Origin of the sequence: Rhodococcus sp. PvP016 (assembly GCF_017832185.1) — a bacterium.
Taxonomy (GTDB): domain Bacteria; phylum Actinomycetota; class Actinomycetes; order Mycobacteriales; family Mycobacteriaceae; genus Rhodococcoides.
The window spans coordinates 978,024-993,033 of record NZ_JAFIBH010000001.1; the positions used below are offsets into that span (position 1 = coordinate 978,024).

Annotated in this window: 17 protein-coding genes and 1 pseudogene; 4 read left to right on the plus strand and 14 right to left on the minus strand. The window is 59.2% G+C overall.

The features are described 5' to 3' along the window. Positions 1-96 precede the first annotated feature (96 nt). From JOE30_RS21765 to JOE30_RS04485, 12 genes and pseudogenes are all read right to left on the minus strand, one after another. Positions 97-1,284: pseudogene (locus JOE30_RS21765) on the minus strand (recombinase family protein); the annotation flags it as partial. Continuing rightward, positions 1,281-1,958 (minus strand): ImmA/IrrE family metallo-endopeptidase, encoded by a 678-nt coding sequence (locus tag JOE30_RS04435; RefSeq protein WP_204869544.1) that lies wholly within the window; start codon positions 1,956-1,958, stop codon positions 1,281-1,283. The gene JOE30_RS04435 and the pseudogene JOE30_RS21765, both read right to left, overlap by 4 nt. 44 nt (positions 1,959-2,002) lie before the next feature. Further along, positions 2,003-2,368 carry a helix-turn-helix transcriptional regulator gene (locus JOE30_RS04440; protein WP_204869545.1) on the minus strand — a complete coding sequence of 122 codons (366 nt, stop codon included), beginning with the start codon at positions 2,366-2,368 and terminating at the stop codon, positions 2,003-2,005. Positions 2,369-2,455: 87 nt separating this feature from the next. Then, on the minus strand, positions 2,456-3,055 hold the full coding sequence (locus JOE30_RS04445) for an antirestriction protein ArdA (RefSeq protein ID WP_204869546.1): 600 nt from the start codon (positions 3,053-3,055) through the stop codon (positions 2,456-2,458). Positions 3,056-3,068: 13 nt separating this feature from the next. Then, positions 3,069-4,070: a site-specific DNA-methyltransferase gene (locus tag JOE30_RS04450; protein WP_204869547.1), complete on the minus strand. Its 1,002-nt coding sequence runs from the start codon at positions 4,068-4,070 to the stop codon at positions 3,069-3,071. Continuing rightward, entirely contained in the window at positions 4,067-4,906 is an 840-nt protein-coding gene (locus JOE30_RS04455) for a replication-relaxation family protein (RefSeq protein WP_204869548.1), read from the minus strand. The genes JOE30_RS04450 and JOE30_RS04455 overlap by 4 nt, the downstream gene beginning before the upstream one ends. 127 nt (positions 4,907-5,033) lie before the next feature. Continuing rightward, complete coding sequence (locus tag JOE30_RS04460; protein ID WP_204869549.1) at positions 5,034-7,148, minus strand: type IV secretory system conjugative DNA transfer family protein; 2,115 nt, start codon at positions 7,146-7,148, stop codon at positions 5,034-5,036. Further along, the gene (locus JOE30_RS04465) at positions 7,141-7,341 is read right to left on the minus strand and encodes a hypothetical protein (RefSeq protein WP_204869550.1); all 201 of its coding nucleotides are present in this window, start codon (positions 7,339-7,341) and stop codon (positions 7,141-7,143) included. The genes JOE30_RS04460 and JOE30_RS04465 overlap by 8 nt, the downstream gene beginning before the upstream one ends. 386 nt (positions 7,342-7,727) lie before the next feature. Then, entirely contained in the window at positions 7,728-7,946 is a 219-nt protein-coding gene (locus tag JOE30_RS04470; RefSeq protein WP_204869551.1) for a hypothetical protein, read from the minus strand. Next, entirely contained in the window at positions 7,943-8,212 is a 270-nt protein-coding gene (locus JOE30_RS04475) for a hypothetical protein (protein WP_204869552.1), read from the minus strand. The genes JOE30_RS04470 and JOE30_RS04475 overlap by 4 nt, the downstream gene beginning before the upstream one ends. Continuing rightward, positions 8,209-8,457, minus strand: coding sequence for a hypothetical protein (locus JOE30_RS04480; RefSeq protein WP_204869553.1), 249 nt, complete (start codon positions 8,455-8,457; stop codon positions 8,209-8,211). The genes JOE30_RS04475 and JOE30_RS04480 overlap by 4 nt, the downstream gene beginning before the upstream one ends. Next, positions 8,454-8,759, minus strand: coding sequence for a hypothetical protein (locus JOE30_RS04485; RefSeq protein WP_204869554.1), 306 nt, complete (start codon positions 8,757-8,759; stop codon positions 8,454-8,456). Before JOE30_RS04485 ends, JOE30_RS04480 begins: the two co-directional genes overlap by 4 nt. A 90-nt stretch (positions 8,760-8,849) precedes the next feature. On the opposite strand from JOE30_RS04485, the gene JOE30_RS04490 reads away from it, so the two are divergent. Beyond that, on the plus strand, positions 8,850-9,488 hold the full coding sequence (locus tag JOE30_RS04490) for a hypothetical protein (protein ID WP_204869555.1): 639 nt from the start codon (positions 8,850-8,852) through the stop codon (positions 9,486-9,488). 238 nt (positions 9,489-9,726) lie between these two features. Here the strand turns inward: JOE30_RS04490 and JOE30_RS21770 are convergent, their stop codons facing one another. Further along, positions 9,727-10,188, minus strand: a complete 462-nt coding sequence (locus JOE30_RS21770; protein WP_204869556.1) for a 6-carboxytetrahydropterin synthase — start codon at positions 10,186-10,188, stop codon at positions 9,727-9,729. A gap of 578 nt (positions 10,189-10,766) precedes the next feature. Between JOE30_RS21770 and JOE30_RS04500 the strand changes: the two genes are divergently transcribed. Genes JOE30_RS04500 through JOE30_RS04510 form a run of 3 tightly spaced genes read left to right on the plus strand, consistent with a single transcriptional unit; the run spans position 10,767 to position 13,779 of the window. Continuing rightward, entirely contained in the window at positions 10,767-11,090 is a 324-nt protein-coding gene (locus JOE30_RS04500; RefSeq protein ID WP_204869557.1) for a hypothetical protein, read from the plus strand. A gap of 17 nt (positions 11,091-11,107) precedes the next feature. Next, positions 11,108-12,583, plus strand: a complete 1,476-nt coding sequence (gene dgt, locus JOE30_RS04505) for a dGTP triphosphohydrolase (RefSeq protein ID WP_204869558.1) — start codon at positions 11,108-11,110, stop codon at positions 12,581-12,583. Between the two features lie 41 nt (positions 12,584-12,624). Further along, positions 12,625-13,779 (plus strand): NAD(P)-dependent oxidoreductase, encoded by a 1,155-nt coding sequence (locus JOE30_RS04510; protein ID WP_204869559.1) that lies wholly within the window; start codon positions 12,625-12,627, stop codon positions 13,777-13,779. On the opposite strand, the gene JOE30_RS04515 is transcribed toward JOE30_RS04510, so the two are convergent. Beyond that, complete coding sequence (locus JOE30_RS04515) at positions 13,751-14,941, minus strand: hypothetical protein (RefSeq protein WP_204869560.1); 1,191 nt, start codon at positions 14,939-14,941, stop codon at positions 13,751-13,753. The two genes, JOE30_RS04510 and JOE30_RS04515, sit on opposite strands and share 29 nt — an antisense overlap. Positions 14,942-15,010: the final 69 nt, after the last annotated feature.

Genomic DNA, 15,010 nt, shown 5'->3' on the forward strand with positions numbered 1-15,010 from the left:
CTCGGCAGTCGTGCCCTTGATCTGCATGAGCTTGTAGAACTCTTCGATGCCCGCTTCGATCGCGGGCAATTTGACGAATCCGCGCGGGCACGGATTCTTCTTGTCTTTTCGGCCCATGCAGAAGAAGTACTCGTACATGTTCCCGCTCTTGCCGCGATTCTTGGAGTACACCATCCGGGTGCCGCAGTGGCTGCACCAGATCGTCCCGCGCAGATAGGAGTTGTGTGTCCGGTCCTTCTCGCCTGCGGTGTTGTGCGCGTGCATGACGTCCTGAACTTGCAGCCAGGTGTCCATATCGACAAGTGCTTCATGAGTTCCCTGGTGGTAGACGCCTTTGTAGGCCACGATGCCGACGTAGTAAGGGTTGATCAACAGGCGATGGAGCGAGCTGATCGATATCGCGCGGCTCGGCACTTTCGGCGTCGCACGGGTGCGCAATCCTCGGTCTTCGAGCGCATCGGCCAGATTTGCGAGACTGAGTTCACCTTTCGCGTACTCGGTGAATGCCCAGCTCACATGGTCGGCTCGTTCGGGGTCGAGTTCGACCCAGCGAATGTCGGCGCTGCCTTCGAGGCGGCGCTTGTTGAGGTACCCGATCGGCGCGCGGCCGGGGGTACCGCCCGCGTCGAGCTTCGATTTCAGTCCCTTGATCACTTCGGTCGCGAGGTTGTTCGAGTAGTAGCTGGCCATGCCGCGCTGGATCTGGAGGTTGAGCTTTCCCTGCGGGGTGTCATCGATGTACTCGCTGACGGATACCAGCGCCGCCCTGGTCGCCTCCAGGCCGGAATCGACGTAGTAGTCGGCCTTCGAGCTCCGGCTGAGCCTGTCGAGCTTGTGCACGATGACGTGCGTGACACCGAGACCGTCGAGTTCAGCGAACATCCGTTGGAACTCGGGTCGGTTGACGGTTGTCGCGGATCGACCGAGTTCCGCGTATTCGGCGACGACCGTGAGGTTCAGTTCTTCGGCCTTCCGACGGCAGGCGTCGCGTTGAAACGGGATCGAGTAACCTTCTGCGCCTCCACCGACACGGGCTTGCTCCTCGGTACTGACGCGAACATAGATGACGGCACGGCCGCGTGCTTGACGCTCGACGCGGACCGCAGGCGCAATGATCTGCGCGTGTTGCGTCGGAGCATGGCCGGCGCGGAGCTCTTCGAGAATCGACTTCCGAGCACCGGCGTAGCGGCTGGCGCTTCGATTCCGCCGGACAGTTTCTGGTGGTGACACGTCGGCGTCGTCTGCAGTTCCGAACGGCGAGTTGGGCGTGCCATGTCGGCTCATGCGGCTACTCCTGGGAACGTGGTATTGGGCGGCTCGGTGAAGAAGTGACCCGGCAGGGTATCGGGTGCGGGCGTGGCTGGGAAGGCGTCGGTGTAGTCCAGGACGGACGGTTCGTCGAGATCGGTCGGGAGCCCGAGCGCGGTCATCCGGCGGCGCATGGCGTTGACGGAGATGTGGAAGGCCATCGCGAGCGATTCGGGTGTTCGCAGCCCGTCGCCCCACAGGTGGTAAACGGCGTGTCGGCTCATCAGGAGGTTAGTGGCGAAGTGGTCACAGACCGCTTCGATCTCGGGCGGGGTCAACTGCTTGTATACGGTCGTGTGCGCGGCACCGTTGTCGATGATGTGCTTGAGTTCGTGCGCAAGCGTGAAGCGTTGTCGTGAGGTGGTTTCGCTGGGGTTGAGCCAGACGATCCACCTCCCCTGCTCGTAGCGTGAGACTCCAGATGGGCAGTCAGTGATCGACGTGCCTGGGCACGGTCGACGCAGAATCGTCATCCGCGTCAGGCTGGAGATGTCCGCTTCGCGGATCGCCCGGTGTTCTGCTTCCCACGTTCGGGCCAAGCGACTGGCTTGGCGTTCGGCGACTCGGAGCGCTTGGTGATAGTTGATCGAGTAACGCGGCATCATGTCTCGCAGCCGCCTCAGTGATGGTGTTGATAGTTTCTTGTGCATTCCCCCTCCCTTCGTTTCATGTGACTCGGATGTGGCTGCCTGCCCTACTGCGTGTGATCGTCCGCGTTCTCGGTCCGCATGGTGTCGACGATGGCTTCGACTTCGGCGATCTGCGCGGGGGTCAGATCCTGGTACTTGCTGCGGAAGTAGGTCGGCAGGCTCGGCAGCGGCCGACGGACGGTCAGCCAATGCGCCTCGTAGAAGCGCTCGACGTCGACATCGAGTGCGTCGGCAAGTACCCGCATCCGCTCTTCGGTGATGTCGGCGACTGATCCGTCTTCGATGCGGCGGATGTTGGAGCGATCGAACCCGCACTTGGCTGCCAGTGCGTATTGACTCAGACCCGCGTCGGTGCGGAGCTCTTCGAGCAGGAGTGCCAGTGGGGTGCGGGTTGGTGATCGATCCTTCATTGTGATGGGTTTCCTTTTCATCATTTTCTCAGGTCGACCACGACGGGGCAATAGCAGACCCGTTGTGGAATTAGCAACGCGCAGTGACTATCTCGTGAAGATGTGGACGCCAGCCTCACCGTCGATCACGTCCCATTCCGTACGTAGCGCCATCTCCAGATCGCTGTAGTCGATCGACAGGTACGGCCCGAGTCCCGTTCGCTGGCCGAACTTCTCGATCTCCTGCTGCCAGCCCATGTCGTCCACGAACTGGTCGACGAACGCCGTCAGCGTCGGGTAGGTACCCCGGTAGCAGTCCTCGAAGGTGTCGAGACTGGCGTCTTCGGTGCCGACCAGGTCGACGAACGCGGCGTAAGGTTCGCCGTGCTCCTGGATTCCTTCGGCGATGGCATGCACGGTCTCGATCCGGTCGTACTCGCCGACCCTGAACTGGTAGAAGCCTTCGTAGTCGTGGATGGCGTATTCCTCCGCGCCCGGATCCTGCGAGGCGGCAAGCATGGCGATGATCTTCTCGTGGATCTCGTCGACAGGGAGACGAGCGTCGATCCATCGACCGTGGAGTTCGCCGTTGTTGTAATCGCTCAGCGACGCCACGTAGATCAGTGGTGCGGTGCGAGGCGTCGACTCGACCTCACGGGCTTCCGGTTGTTCGTGTTGGTTGGTGTTCGGTGTGTCGTTGTGTTCCATGGTCTGGACTCCTCTATTCAGTTATGTTGTTGTGCTGCGCGATCCGTGATCGTGCTTGTTCTGCGTAGTCCGGATTCAGTTCGATTCCGAGCCAGTTCCGTCGATGCTTCTGGGCAGCGAGCGCGGTGGTGCCGGAGCCCATGAAGGGATCGAGCACGATGCCGGGACGCCACGGCGAACCAGGACACGAGCAACCCGCCTGGAGTGCGCCCGTGCGTAGGAGGCGGTTACCCACCCGCTCCTGCGCCCGTCGCCATGCCGATCCGCAGGTGGTGCAGACTCTTTCGGGACAACCCGCCAGGATGGCTCGTTCGGGCAGTGCCAGCGGGTACGTCGCGAAGTGGGCACCCTTGTAGCCGGCCGTCGGAATCGTCCAGACGTCTCCTGGTGACTTTCCGAGCGGGTGCGCACTCAGCCCCCTCCGCTTCATGACGTCGAGCCCGAGGTTGCGATCGACCCCGCCGCCGACCGGGACGGCAGAGACCGGCGGATAGCCAACCGTCGTCTTGCGGTGTGCTCGCATGCGTTTGTCGACGGGCGCAATGCGGATCGCATCCAAGTCGAAGTAGTACGTGGGGGAGCGGACCAAGAGCAGGACGGTCTCGTACGTCGTACTGAGGCGATCCGTCACGGAGGACGGCATGGGATTCGGCTTGGCCCAGACCAGGACGTTCCTCACTAGCCAGTTTTCGTCGGCCAGGGCCAGCGCGAGTCGCTGGGGTCCGAGGAGCAACGACTTTCGCGCGGCTCCTTCCCGTGGATGTGCCGAGTAGCTGTCGCCGACGTTGAGCCACAGGGAGCCGCTCGGGGTCAGGACGCGCTGCAGCCCCTGCGCAACCAGACGGAGATTCTTGACCCAGTCGTCGACCGACTGCTCGGCTCCGAGTTGGTCGGGATGGCCGTAGTCGCGCAGACCCACATAGGGCGGCGATGTCACGATGCAATCGACACTGGCATCGGCGTACAGGTCGAGTACCTCTCGGACGTCGCCGACGGTGATCGTGTTCGGATTCATGGGGTCGTACCTCCTCTCAGGTGTGTTGTTGGTGGCACGTCGCTGAGTGGCAGCAACGTGGTGGGTGCGTCGGCGTCGGTGGTGACAGTGAAGAGCTGCTGGTCCGGCTGGTTCAGTCGGGCGATGGTTCGATGGATCCCGTCGGCGCGGTGCTCGCTGGGAACGATCCAGACCACCTTGGGAAAGATGCCCGAGAGGGCTTGCTCCGTTCCTGACCGCCAGTACGCCGTGTAGGCCTGGCACTTCGCTCGAATTGTCGCCAGGCTTTCGGTGGCTCTGTCGATCTCGATGAAGAACAGGTCCTCGTAGTCGACATCGGCGACCCGGACGTACGCATCCGGTCGGAGGACGGCGACACCGCCGTGTGGTGCCGGGTAGCGCCGCCAGCACGCCGGTTCAGGGTCGAATTCCACCAGCTCATGGCGACGGCCCGGCCCCGTGGCTTCGCGCAGCCGAACGTAGGTCTCGGTGATCGCCAGGACGTGGGCGACGAACCGCTCACCGGGTTCGCCCCGTGGACGGTGCGGCACTGTGCCGTCGAGACGTGCCAGCGCACCGGATCCTCTGCCCTTCAGGCTGTAGACGAATCCCTGCGAGCCGCCGTGCAGTCCGCCGACGCGTCGATCCAGGCGACCGATCAGGCCGGCGTCGGTGAGTCGCTTCAGCACCGATCGACACCGACGATCTCGTGTGATCGGTGATCCCTCGGTGAAGTGCAGGCGGCGAAGGTGGCCGCCTGTCGCCAATCGAAATCCTTGCAGTGTCCGCAGTACCGCCAGATCACGATCCGACAGTGCCGACGACCGGCTCCGCCGCATCGACGACGATGCGCTCATGAGCACTCCCTGTGAAGAGCGCGGAGATTCGCCGCCACTTTCGACGGAAAAACGCAGGCCCGCATGGTCATTGACGTGAGGCGACCGGTAGTGCGAGCGGTAGGCCACTGGGCGGGGTGCGCGGACATCATTGCTGACCCCGCTTCATCCGCCCGATACCGGCGTCAGGTTCCGGTGATTGCCATTTGGCGAGCAGTTCCGCATCGACCGCTTCGCCCGATCGGCCGAACTGCTGCCGACTCTGGACACGAACGGTCGGTGCGGCGATACGACGAGTGGGCAGCCGATGCGTCCGAAAGTGAGCTGCACCGGCATGGGTATGAATGGCTGCAACCGCTTCATATTGGCCGATCCGCAGCAGATCCTGGGGTGCGACATTCGGGCTGCCGATCCACGCCGAGAGCGTCTTGGCGTCGTCGATGCTCGGCGTGAACGAGATCTTGCTGCGGGCATTGGCGGCGACCGCCGCGCGGAGCTCCGGGGTCAGTTGCGCCAGATTCTGGTTCGCGAGCGACAGGCCTGCCACCCCGGCCCCGCGAACCGTGGCCAGCGCGTCAGCGAAGTCGAGGCCTCCGATGAATAGCTGCCACTCATCGACGATGATCGAGGCAAGCCGCCGATCTCGTTCGCCGAGACGGCTCCGCCTCTGCAGCGCGCTCCACAACTGCCCCAGTAGCAGCGAACCGGCAACGGATGCAGCCTCAGCACCGACGACGCCACGGTTGAGCGAGACCAACACGATGCCACCCGAGTTGAGGGCATCGTCCCAACTCCACCCAGGATCCGACTGCCCCAGCAGCCGGCGAATACTGCTTCGTGAGGTGAAGCCGCGGAGCTTGTTGAGGATTGGCGCAACAACCTGACTGCGCTCGGCTTCGCTGAGGTTGTCGAACCACGCCAACCACGGCCCGACCACGATCGGATCACACACCTGGGCTGCCACGCGACGGCGAAACGAGGCGTTGGTCAGGAGTGTTGGGACGTCGATCAGGGTGCCACCGGGCATTCGGGCTGCCATCAGGACCGCATGGAGCAAGACGTCGGTGCTGCGTGGTCCGAGGGCGGCCCCGTGCATCGAGCGAAACAACCCGACGATGTCATCGGCGCGCCGCTCGGCATTGCCGGGATCACCGGCCAGTACGTTGCTACCGACGGGATGATCTGTCTCACCGGCGTCGATGGCGATCACGCGACGCCGCTGAGCTGGGTCGAGTCGTTCCATGATGGCGTCACAGAGATCTCCCTTGGGCTCGATGACGACGAGCCCGCGCCCGGCTGCAACGTCCGCGAGCGCCATTGCCGCGAGCAAGTTCGACTTCCCGCTACCGGTAGGACCGATGACGAGCAGTCCTGTCGGTATCGCAGCCGTCGGGAACATGACGGGGGCATCCAGCGAAGCCGGGTGAAGACTGCTGCCCAGCAGCCGGCCATCGGTGGGGGAGATCGGCGGCGTTGGATCGCCGATCGGCAGCGCGCGATCAGTTCCGTCGAGGGGGAGCGCCAGCATCCCGGCAAGCTCGGTGGCGCTCAGGATGCCGCCCCACGTGTTCGACTGCATGGTGTTGAGCGCTTGAGCGTTGTACTTGGTGCCCTTGCCGACGTGCAGGTGTCCTTCGGCGCTGTCGGCGAGCTGGATGGCGCGGCGTAGTCCACCCAGCGCAACGGCTTCGGCCGTCGTGCCGATGCGGCCCCTCACCGCGAACAGTGGTTCGCTTGCTTTTCTTCGCCACTGCGACGAATCGAGCGCCGATGAGATGCGCCGCTGCGTCAAGCCGAGCTGTTCGGCGATCCTGAACTCACCAGGCTTCACTACCCGCTGCTGAGCCGGTCCGATGATCCACTGCAGCACGGACGCATGCGTCTTCGCTGTGTGGGAGAGCGCGGCTCCCACTGCCCGGCTGACGTCGACCGCGGTGTCGGTGCGCAGCGAGGCGGCGGCACTGCGGAGCGAGATATCGGCCGCGATCCGGATGATGGGTCGGTCGGTGCCGTCGAGCTGCCGAATGACCAGGCCAGGAACGGTATCGGCCTGCTGGCGTGCGAAGCCTGCTCCCAGCGGTATGTCGAGGCCCATGAGGAACCGAGTCGTGCCGCCGAGCTGCCACTGTTCGAGCACGACGATCGGTGTCCTCCTCAGCACCCCGATGCGTGGTCGCGATGCCAGGGGGCGGACGAAGCTCGCGACGGTCTCGATGGTCATCCCGCTAGGCGGAAACAGTTCCCACCACTGCAGCTCACGCATGGTCGTCCTCTTCGCTGTCTGGTCTTGGTGTCGGTGAAGCGTCGGATGGCCGGTGCGCCTGCTCGTCCTTGATCTGTTGCCGGGCGATGGCGATGCACGCCCGAGCGATCTTGCGAAGCGCGGCGCTGCTCTCATCGCGGCGAACGGCGGAAATACGGACAGCTTCGTGTTCGTTGAACGGGTCTGTACTCATTGGCATCTCCTTTCGGATTAGTTGATGGAGAACGCATCCAGCCCGAACCCGCCTGATTTCGGGTACACGAAAGACACCTCCTGATGACGAAGACGCGTGGAGGAGCTTTACGTGGAGCGCTGGTTGGTGCCCTACCTGCATTGAAGCGGTATTCGGGCTGGATGCGGTGCTGACGATGCTGGACTGGCCGGAACGGTGCCGTCGTGGGAAACGATCGTGCTCGCTGCGAGTGGAGCGCGACCTGGCTTGGCGGCGAATCTCTCAGTGGCTCAGTCGACACGGGTCACGATGCGACTCGCACGTCTCGTGAATCACTATGCGGGGCAACGCATGACCCGTCAAGAGTGATGGACCATTCCACAACATCGACTGGTAGGGAGATGTATCTACAGGGCTGTGAACGCCTTGATGACCAGGAATCCCACGAGAGCGGCGACGACGATGAACATGAGGACGGGCTTGACCTTGTTCAACGTCACCTCTGCCGCCATGGCGATGACCCACAGGAACGCCAGGCCGACGATGAGCCACAGCACCAGATCATCGAGATCGGACGCAGCACTGTCGAGCGATTGGGCGAGTACCCCGACCGACGTGAAGATCACTGTTGCCGTCCTTGCCGGCGAATCTCATTTCGTGCAGCGTCGTAGCGTTCGGCGAGTCGATGGACGACAAGGTTCGCCTGTTCATCGATGTCAGCAAGTGCTCGCTGATGCCTTTTGATGGCGTCCGCTTCTCTGCGACGACGTTCCTGCCATATCCACAGTGGATCGAGCACGAGCACGACCCACAGCCCGTACAGCGCTGCAAAAAGTGCTGCCATTGCCGCCCACAGCAGGATTAACATGACGACCGCTGCAAGGGCGCTCATGACGGGTACTCCCGCAGCCACTCCAGCGTGAGGTGCGCCAGACGACTGCCAAGCTCGTGCCCTGCATGTGCACCGGATGGGTGCTCAAGAAACATGTCGTCGGCCGCTGCGATGATCTGTTCGACCGCGTCGGTGACGACCTGCATCGCGTAGTTGGGCAGAAACTCGATCGCGCCGGGCTCGTCGAGCGGAGGACGGACGAATCCGGCCCCCGTGCGATCGGCACCGGTGTGGTTGGCGGTCACTGCATGAACCTGTTGACTTCGGAACGGGCGTACATCGCGAATCCGTCCACGATGTGTTCTAGCCGCTCGGCGGTGCGTTCATCGCCATTGGCCGCGATCACCGCCTCGCGGGAGAGCATGGCAGTGGATTGGATAGCCACTGCGGTAACCCAGCCCGCTGCCTGCAGCCGTGCAGACGCCGTGAGCCCGTTCGTAATCTCAGCGTTGACGCGTCGATCGAGATTGTTTCGCTCCCGCTTGTTGAAGCTTGCAGGGGCTCGATCGGTTGATGCACTGGACGGCCTTGGGATCAGTTCAGACATTTTGCTTCCTCGGTGCGGCGGTTGCGCGGTCTGCGTCAACCTGGTGAACACACCGTAGGAAGCATCTCTCGGGTCTGTAATGAAGAAAAAGTGCAAAACGAGCTGTTCTACGGAAAACTCGCTGCCATGTCGGACTCCGGTGTTTCGCCCCTACCTTCAGTCGAAGACGTTCTCACCGACCTACTTCAGCTGCGCAAGGGGTTCGGCATGTTTACCGTTCACAAGCTGGTAGGGCGCAACGCACTCATCCAGCTGTGCGGTGATGGCGACATCATGGACGCCTACATAGGGTTGAAGCGCGATCTGGAGCGGTACACACGCAGCAACAAGCACGAGGCTGCCGCAGCTTGGTCAATCCTGGCGGATTACGAATCGGTGATGGATCGCTTGGTGGCGACTGCCGAATTTCTGGCCGTCGACGGCCAGGACGCGAAGGACCAGCGTTCTGCCCGCACATGGAGCGACCGGGGAATGCATGGACTCGCACGCGACTTGGTCGAGTTCGCGGAAATGCGCGGCAACTTGGGGCAAGACCTCATTGGCGTCTGTGTACTGCTGGGAACGGCCGGCACCATTGCGATCCAGGTCGTCCAAGTGGCATCGGTGCAGCTGGAGCGAAGAGCGCCGCATGTGTTAATCGGAGATATCAAACACCACTCGTCCGATCAGATGATGGTGGTTGATCTAGAGGCGAACGCTCCCATTGCGCACAATGTGGATGAGGCATGAAACCAGAGGCTATCTGATTGAGTTGAACTCGCTAGCCGACCTGTCGTGCTCACGACAATCCGATACGTTCGTAGAGATTGCGGCTCGGTCTTCGCCTATTCCGCATTTTATTCTCGAAAACACTCTTCCGGGCACTGCCTTTAAAGTAGAATTCGCGGTCAGCAGGACTGTTGTCACAGTAAAAATATCGAACAAAACGTACGCGCAGGCCACGCGGTCTTAGTGGAAACCTGTGGTATTAAACGTTCATGATGACTGCGTTCTTGGGCCCTTCTCTAATTTCGACTCGACTTATGCTGACCCGACCGTCCGTGAGCTTTCGGACAACAATGGATACATGCTCAACAACCCATGCTGCCGATCCTTCCAGAGTCACGCTCTGCATTAACCGAATATCGGCTGCGCCTTGGTCGGCCAGGGATGTCAAAGACTCCCTGAGTGGGTCGTCTTCGGCAACTAGTAAAGTGTGATCAAACTGATCTTCTAAAATATGCTTCACCGAAGATAGTGACGAGAAGTCGATCACCACCCCCGAATGGTCGAGGTGACTTGCAATGAACTCTATTTCGACGCTTCGCGCGTATCCGTGGAGCACTTGCATTCGCTCAGCGCCCCTCCAGTTTCTATGCACGCACGACAGGTCGTCCCATCTCTTCCGGGACACGTACCGGCGGGGTGCCTTATTGCTTTCCAATGCCATATTGCTCTCCTTGTACTCAGCATTTGCCACTTCGGATTGGAACGGTCCGACTTGCTGGGTTGCCCGCGCCTTCCTCGCAACATGGAGCTGACGACGACCAGCGTGTCTTCGGTGCGACTAGCTTCTATGGAATCTACAGACCCCCTGCGCATAAATTAGCGTGTTCTACAACACGTCGGCGGGTATTCGCTCTACGATGCATCAATGTTGGAAGTGTGGGTGCCGGGTGTCCGACGACACGCCGGACGACCTGGTCAGGCGGCCACATGCGGAGGTGTCAGCCGGTTTGTATCGGTGTCCGTTATTCCGGTAGGTGCCCCTCCTTGATGCTTGCCAGGCCAAGAGCGGTGTGTCCTACGGCGTCGTTCCATGTACGCCTCTTCGAGTCGAACGTGTCAGTGGGTGCTAGTAGGGTCACGGGATGCGGCCACGACCAGGGGAAAGGATGTCTAGAGACTGCTCTTGTAGCGAATTGCACAACGACTGCTTTGTGCAATGAAGTTAAAATAGAGGCAGGAGTTGTTTGAAGTGGCGCACAAACCGTTCCGAGTAATGAAACCATAAATTTGGAGGACTAGATGAGCATTGAAAGTATCGGATCACGGAAAACAGAATTTCAAGATCTTCCCAGAGATGACCGGCTAAAGATAAAGCATCAGATAGCAGAAGCTGCACTTGCGCAGTTGATCGATGCTGATGACGGTCTGCTGCCGCGTCCAGTTCTAGTTCATAAATTGGTAAAAAATGTTTATAACAATGCAGCCGTTGTAGGTTTTGGGCTTGAAAGTGGAATATATCGTGGACTCTTGAAATGTGATCCGGATGATAATATATCGATAGCGGATAGCGGCATTGCAGATAGATTAGAGCGTACTGAGCCAGCTTCCGATGTTAACGCATAGAATAGAGTGCAAGCGGAATGTACAGATGGATGTCAGACGGAAGCCTCAGTGCTGAAGAACTAATAGCAACCCGGTACGCTAGACGCTCTGGTCCTGCTGAGATCGATCGAGGTGGCGGCGATTTTCGTACTCCCACCGAGCGTGATCTCGGAAGGGTGCTGTATAGCGAAAATTTCAGGCGCCTGGCAGGCGTTACGCAGATCGTAAGCCCGTCTTTGCGTGATACATCGACGCATAATCGATTAAGCCATTCTCTTCGCGTATCTCAACTATCAAGAGAGATTGCAGTTGACATTCTTCGTTTCGCGCGCCTAGAGGAGTCTGCGGGACGCGGTGGGGTGCGTAGCCCAGTTGGTATTGCTAAATCGGGTGGTATCGATATCACGGCGTGTGCTGCGGCGGGTCTTGCACACGATATTGGGCATTCTCCGTATGGTCATGCAGTCGGGCGGTTGCTGGACAGTTGGATTCGGGAAGTTGACACCGACGGCTATGAAGGCAACGCCCAGACGCTGCGCATTGTTACTGAGCTTGCGCCGAAGCCAGAGAGTGCACACGGGTTGGATCTGACAGCCGTTACCTTGTCTGCCTTGTTGAAGTATCCGTATACACGCAAAGCTGGCAGCGACAAATTTTCAATGTATTCTGGCCAGCCAGAACTGCTAAAGTTTGCGCGTGATGCACTACCAGAGAGTGATCGGAATGGAGTGCTTCGCGCTTCTGAGCGCCAATCTCTAGAGGCGAACATAGTGTCATTGGCAGATGACATCACGTACGCCACTCACGATTTAGAAGATTTTTTACGATTGGGTTTGCTTGATATAAACGAGGTTATTGAAATGCTATCAATAACCAGTCAGACGTTATCCGACCTAGAGCTTGGGGACCTGCGCGAAGATCCCAATGTGTTGATCCAAAGCATTGTTCTTTTGAACCCGAAAGAGACAAGTCCAGTGACTCTGGAGCATTGTACTTCCGCTCTACGTTCTGCGACTTCACAACTCAAACGGCTTGCTGGACTGGTGCAGCACCAGTATTCTGACCCTCGTGAGGTTATATCTCAAGTCTTTACGGTAATGCTCGGCAAAATAATTCGGTCGATTAAGGTTCTCGATAAACCGTACTGGGATGGTGGACCTGTCATCATGCCTTCCCCTGAACAATGGTTTCTCACCCAAATCATGAAAGAAGTGTCCCAAACCTATATTATCCGATCGAGTGCGGTGTCTACACAAGAGCGTGCACACAAATCGATCGTAATGGAACTGCTTCCAGATATTTTGGACTGGATAACGGATGTGACACATCCAGCGGAACTTCCTCCCAGTTTGAGAGAGCATTACACTCGGCACGGATCCCCAAACGAGGATGGTAAGGCTGCGCGCCGAGTCGTTGTCGATTATTTATGCTCGATTACAGATGCGCAAACGTCGGCTTTGCGCCTAAATTTGCGCGGCTATAGCGGGCCTCTGGTTCTGACAGATGGAACTTGATACTAATTTGTCGTTCATATGCGTAAAGTAAGGGAGTTACGATGACTGAAGCCGCTGGCCGAGTTAGGGGTTTTTACAATAGGCTTAACAATATACTCCCGTCGAACCCGGAAGTTTCGATAATTTGTGTTACTCACACGGTCGGAAACTCGCCTCAATTTGTGAGAGCATTGTCTGCAATAGGCAATGTCGGTGTTGTGCTTGCCAAGGGCAATTCGTATCATACCCGCGAACGTGAAATTATCGAAAATAGCCTGAAAATCCCGGTCATCAAAGGAGATCGTACGGTTACCGCTAACCCCCAGCGGGCCGCTCGCCTAATTCGCGAGTATTGCGGAGAAAGGCCGGTCATAATCGCAGACGTCGGTGGCTACTTTTCGGGCACGGTGGACGCTTTGTTAGCTGAAGGTGTAGACGTTATTGGTGTTCTTGAAGGAACCGAGAACGGGTTGAAGAGCTATGAAGAAAATGTGCCAGCTAGTGTCCCCATCGTTAGTGTTGCACGGAGTCCTCTGAAAAATGCGGAAGACCATCTTGTTGGTGCGGGGGTGGTATTCTCCATTGAATCTGTCTTGCGTTCAATGACGCAGCTGCTCCAAGGGCGTCGGGCGTGTGTGGTGGGTTTCGGAAAGATCGGAGCGGGTGTTGCCCACGCGTTGAGGGGTCGAGGCGTGCCTACCGTGGTCTGCGAGAGGAACGCGATTAGACGCGCTGAGGCTTCAGCGTACGGGTATGAAGTAGTCGGTGCGTTGCCCGAGGTCCTCGCGCGCGTCGACATGATAGTGAGCGCCACCGGTGCCGGTGCGATCACAATGCCGATTGTCTACGGTCTACGATCTGGGACTATTCTTGCGACAGTCACATCGGCGGATTCCGAACTGCAATTCGAGAATATTGACGAGTCCTACTCTAGTAGTGAGATCGTAGATGGTCTAGATGAATATCGGCCGATAGGTCCCGATGGAAACAGTTTCTTTCTAGTGAATAAGGGCGATCCTGCAAATTTTTTGCACGGCGCTGTCGAGGGTCCCGCATTAGAATTGATCAACGCCGAGAAGATTGCCGCCGTCGCCATGTTGTCTAAGCGTCAGCTGCCGCACCTCGGTAATATCCAAGAAATTGGCAATACCACCCGCGAGAAAATCGCTTCACTTTGGTCTGAGTGGTTCACAACAGATTTGATGAGTGGTCTCTAGGCGAAGCTGCGGTTGACGCTAGGCTTAAGCCCCGACTGGCATAAGTTTCCTGTTGGGAGGCGCGCCGTTCGTGGTCGATTGTAGCTACCCATACAAACGCCACCCCGCTTCTCTGAAATACCCACCCGTCATGCGACACCGAGATTGACCGTTCCGGCACGCTCGGTGGCATGTGTTCGACACGGGTCTTGTGGCTGCTGACGAAGAAGTCGAGCACGTTGATATAGTCGATGTCTGTCTCGCTGTAGTCGAGATCGATGTCGACATTTCTGGTCGGTTGCTCCATGTCGAGGTGCAACAGGTGCCCATGCTTGAAGAGCCTGACTCGTTGGGTGTAGCTGACGGTGACAGGGACTCCGGCGTCAACGGCGTCCTTGCCGATTGACGCGCTGTAGATCTGGCCCTGCTTGCGTGCTGAGCGGCGGATAGCGCGGTGTTCACCGTCGACGGTGAACTGGACGATCTCGAACGCCTCGGTTGATCCAGCGTCGATGCCGCTGTCCTTGCGCATGTACCACGTCGATGTGGCCTCCGGGTCTGCCATGAGATCCCGATACTCTGCCCTGTCCGACACGACGGCGAAGCGCCGAACCGCGTGCTTCGGGACGACGGTGTACTCCCACCGGATGGTGGCGACGTAGGCAGGAACACTCGCTTCGCTCGTGTTCCTATCCATGGATAGGCGGATGGAGATCTTCACATCGTGCCAGCGCTCGGTTGCGGTGATGGCCTGGTCACGCACGTCGTCGTAAATCTCGCGAGCGAACTCGGCATCATGCAGCCGGAGCGCCAGGCTGTTGCGCACGATGCGATCAAGCATGTCGGGTGTCGCAACGCCTGCAAGATCCTCGGCGTTGAAGGCGAACCCATCGATGACAGCGGCCTTCATGGCCGGCGCTTGGGTCGCGAGGATGCGGCGCATACGCTCCTCTGCCCGCTCGTCATCGTCCTTACTCAGGAGGTAGTCGATCCCGATGCTCAAGATTCCGGCCGTGAACAGGGTTCCGCCGACCTCGCCCCACGGGAGGAACGTGATATCGGCGAGAAGCGGTTGGCCATCCAGCCACCGCGCGAAGACCATCAGGACGAACCCAACGAAGCTGACACTGACGGCAATCAGCGCGAGCTTGAAGTTGTGGATTCGTTGGAGTGGGTCACGCATGAACTGTCCGAATTATACCAAAGTTGAAGACGCTTGTGTATACGGAATTGCAGTCTGACCTGGGTGAAC

Bases quoted from the DNA above. Each gene is read 5' to 3' on its own strand.
- JOE30_RS21770 (WP_204869556.1), bottom strand. From the start codon at position 10,188: ATGGCATTGGAAAGCAATAAGGCACCCCGCCGGTACGTGTCCCGGAAG.
- JOE30_RS04450 (WP_204869547.1), bottom strand. From the start codon at position 4,070: ATGAATCCGAACACGATCACCGTCGGCGACGTCCGAGAGGTACTCGAC.
- JOE30_RS04455 (WP_204869548.1), bottom strand. From the start codon at position 4,906: ATGAGCGCATCGTCGTCGATGCGGCGGAGCCGGTCGTCGGCACTGTCG.
- JOE30_RS04500 (WP_204869557.1), top strand. From the start codon at position 10,767: ATGAGCATTGAAAGTATCGGATCACGGAAAACAGAATTTCAAGATCTT.
- JOE30_RS04485 (WP_204869554.1), bottom strand. From the start codon at position 8,759: ATGTCTGAACTGATCCCAAGGCCGTCCAGTGCATCAACCGATCGAGCC.
- JOE30_RS04515 (WP_204869560.1), bottom strand. From the start codon at position 14,941: ATGCGTGACCCACTCCAACGAATCCACAACTTCAAGCTCGCGCTGATT.
- dgt (WP_204869558.1), top strand. From the start codon at position 11,108: ATGTACAGATGGATGTCAGACGGAAGCCTCAGTGCTGAAGAACTAATA.
- JOE30_RS04510 (WP_204869559.1), top strand. From the start codon at position 12,625: ATGACTGAAGCCGCTGGCCGAGTTAGGGGTTTTTACAATAGGCTTAAC.
- JOE30_RS04465 (WP_204869550.1), bottom strand. From the start codon at position 7,341: ATGAGTACAGACCCGTTCAACGAACACGAAGCTGTCCGTATTTCCGCC.
- JOE30_RS04475 (WP_204869552.1), bottom strand. From the start codon at position 8,212: ATGAGCGCCCTTGCAGCGGTCGTCATGTTAATCCTGCTGTGGGCGGCA.
- JOE30_RS04440 (WP_204869545.1), bottom strand. From the start codon at position 2,368: ATGAAGGATCGATCACCAACCCGCACCCCACTGGCACTCCTGCTCGAA.
- JOE30_RS04460 (WP_204869549.1), bottom strand. From the start codon at position 7,148: ATGCGTGAGCTGCAGTGGTGGGAACTGTTTCCGCCTAGCGGGATGACC.
- JOE30_RS04445 (WP_204869546.1), bottom strand. From the start codon at position 3,055: ATGGAACACAACGACACACCGAACACCAACCAACACGAACAACCGGAA.
- JOE30_RS04435 (WP_204869544.1), bottom strand. From the start codon at position 1,958: ATGCACAAGAAACTATCAACACCATCACTGAGGCGGCTGCGAGACATG.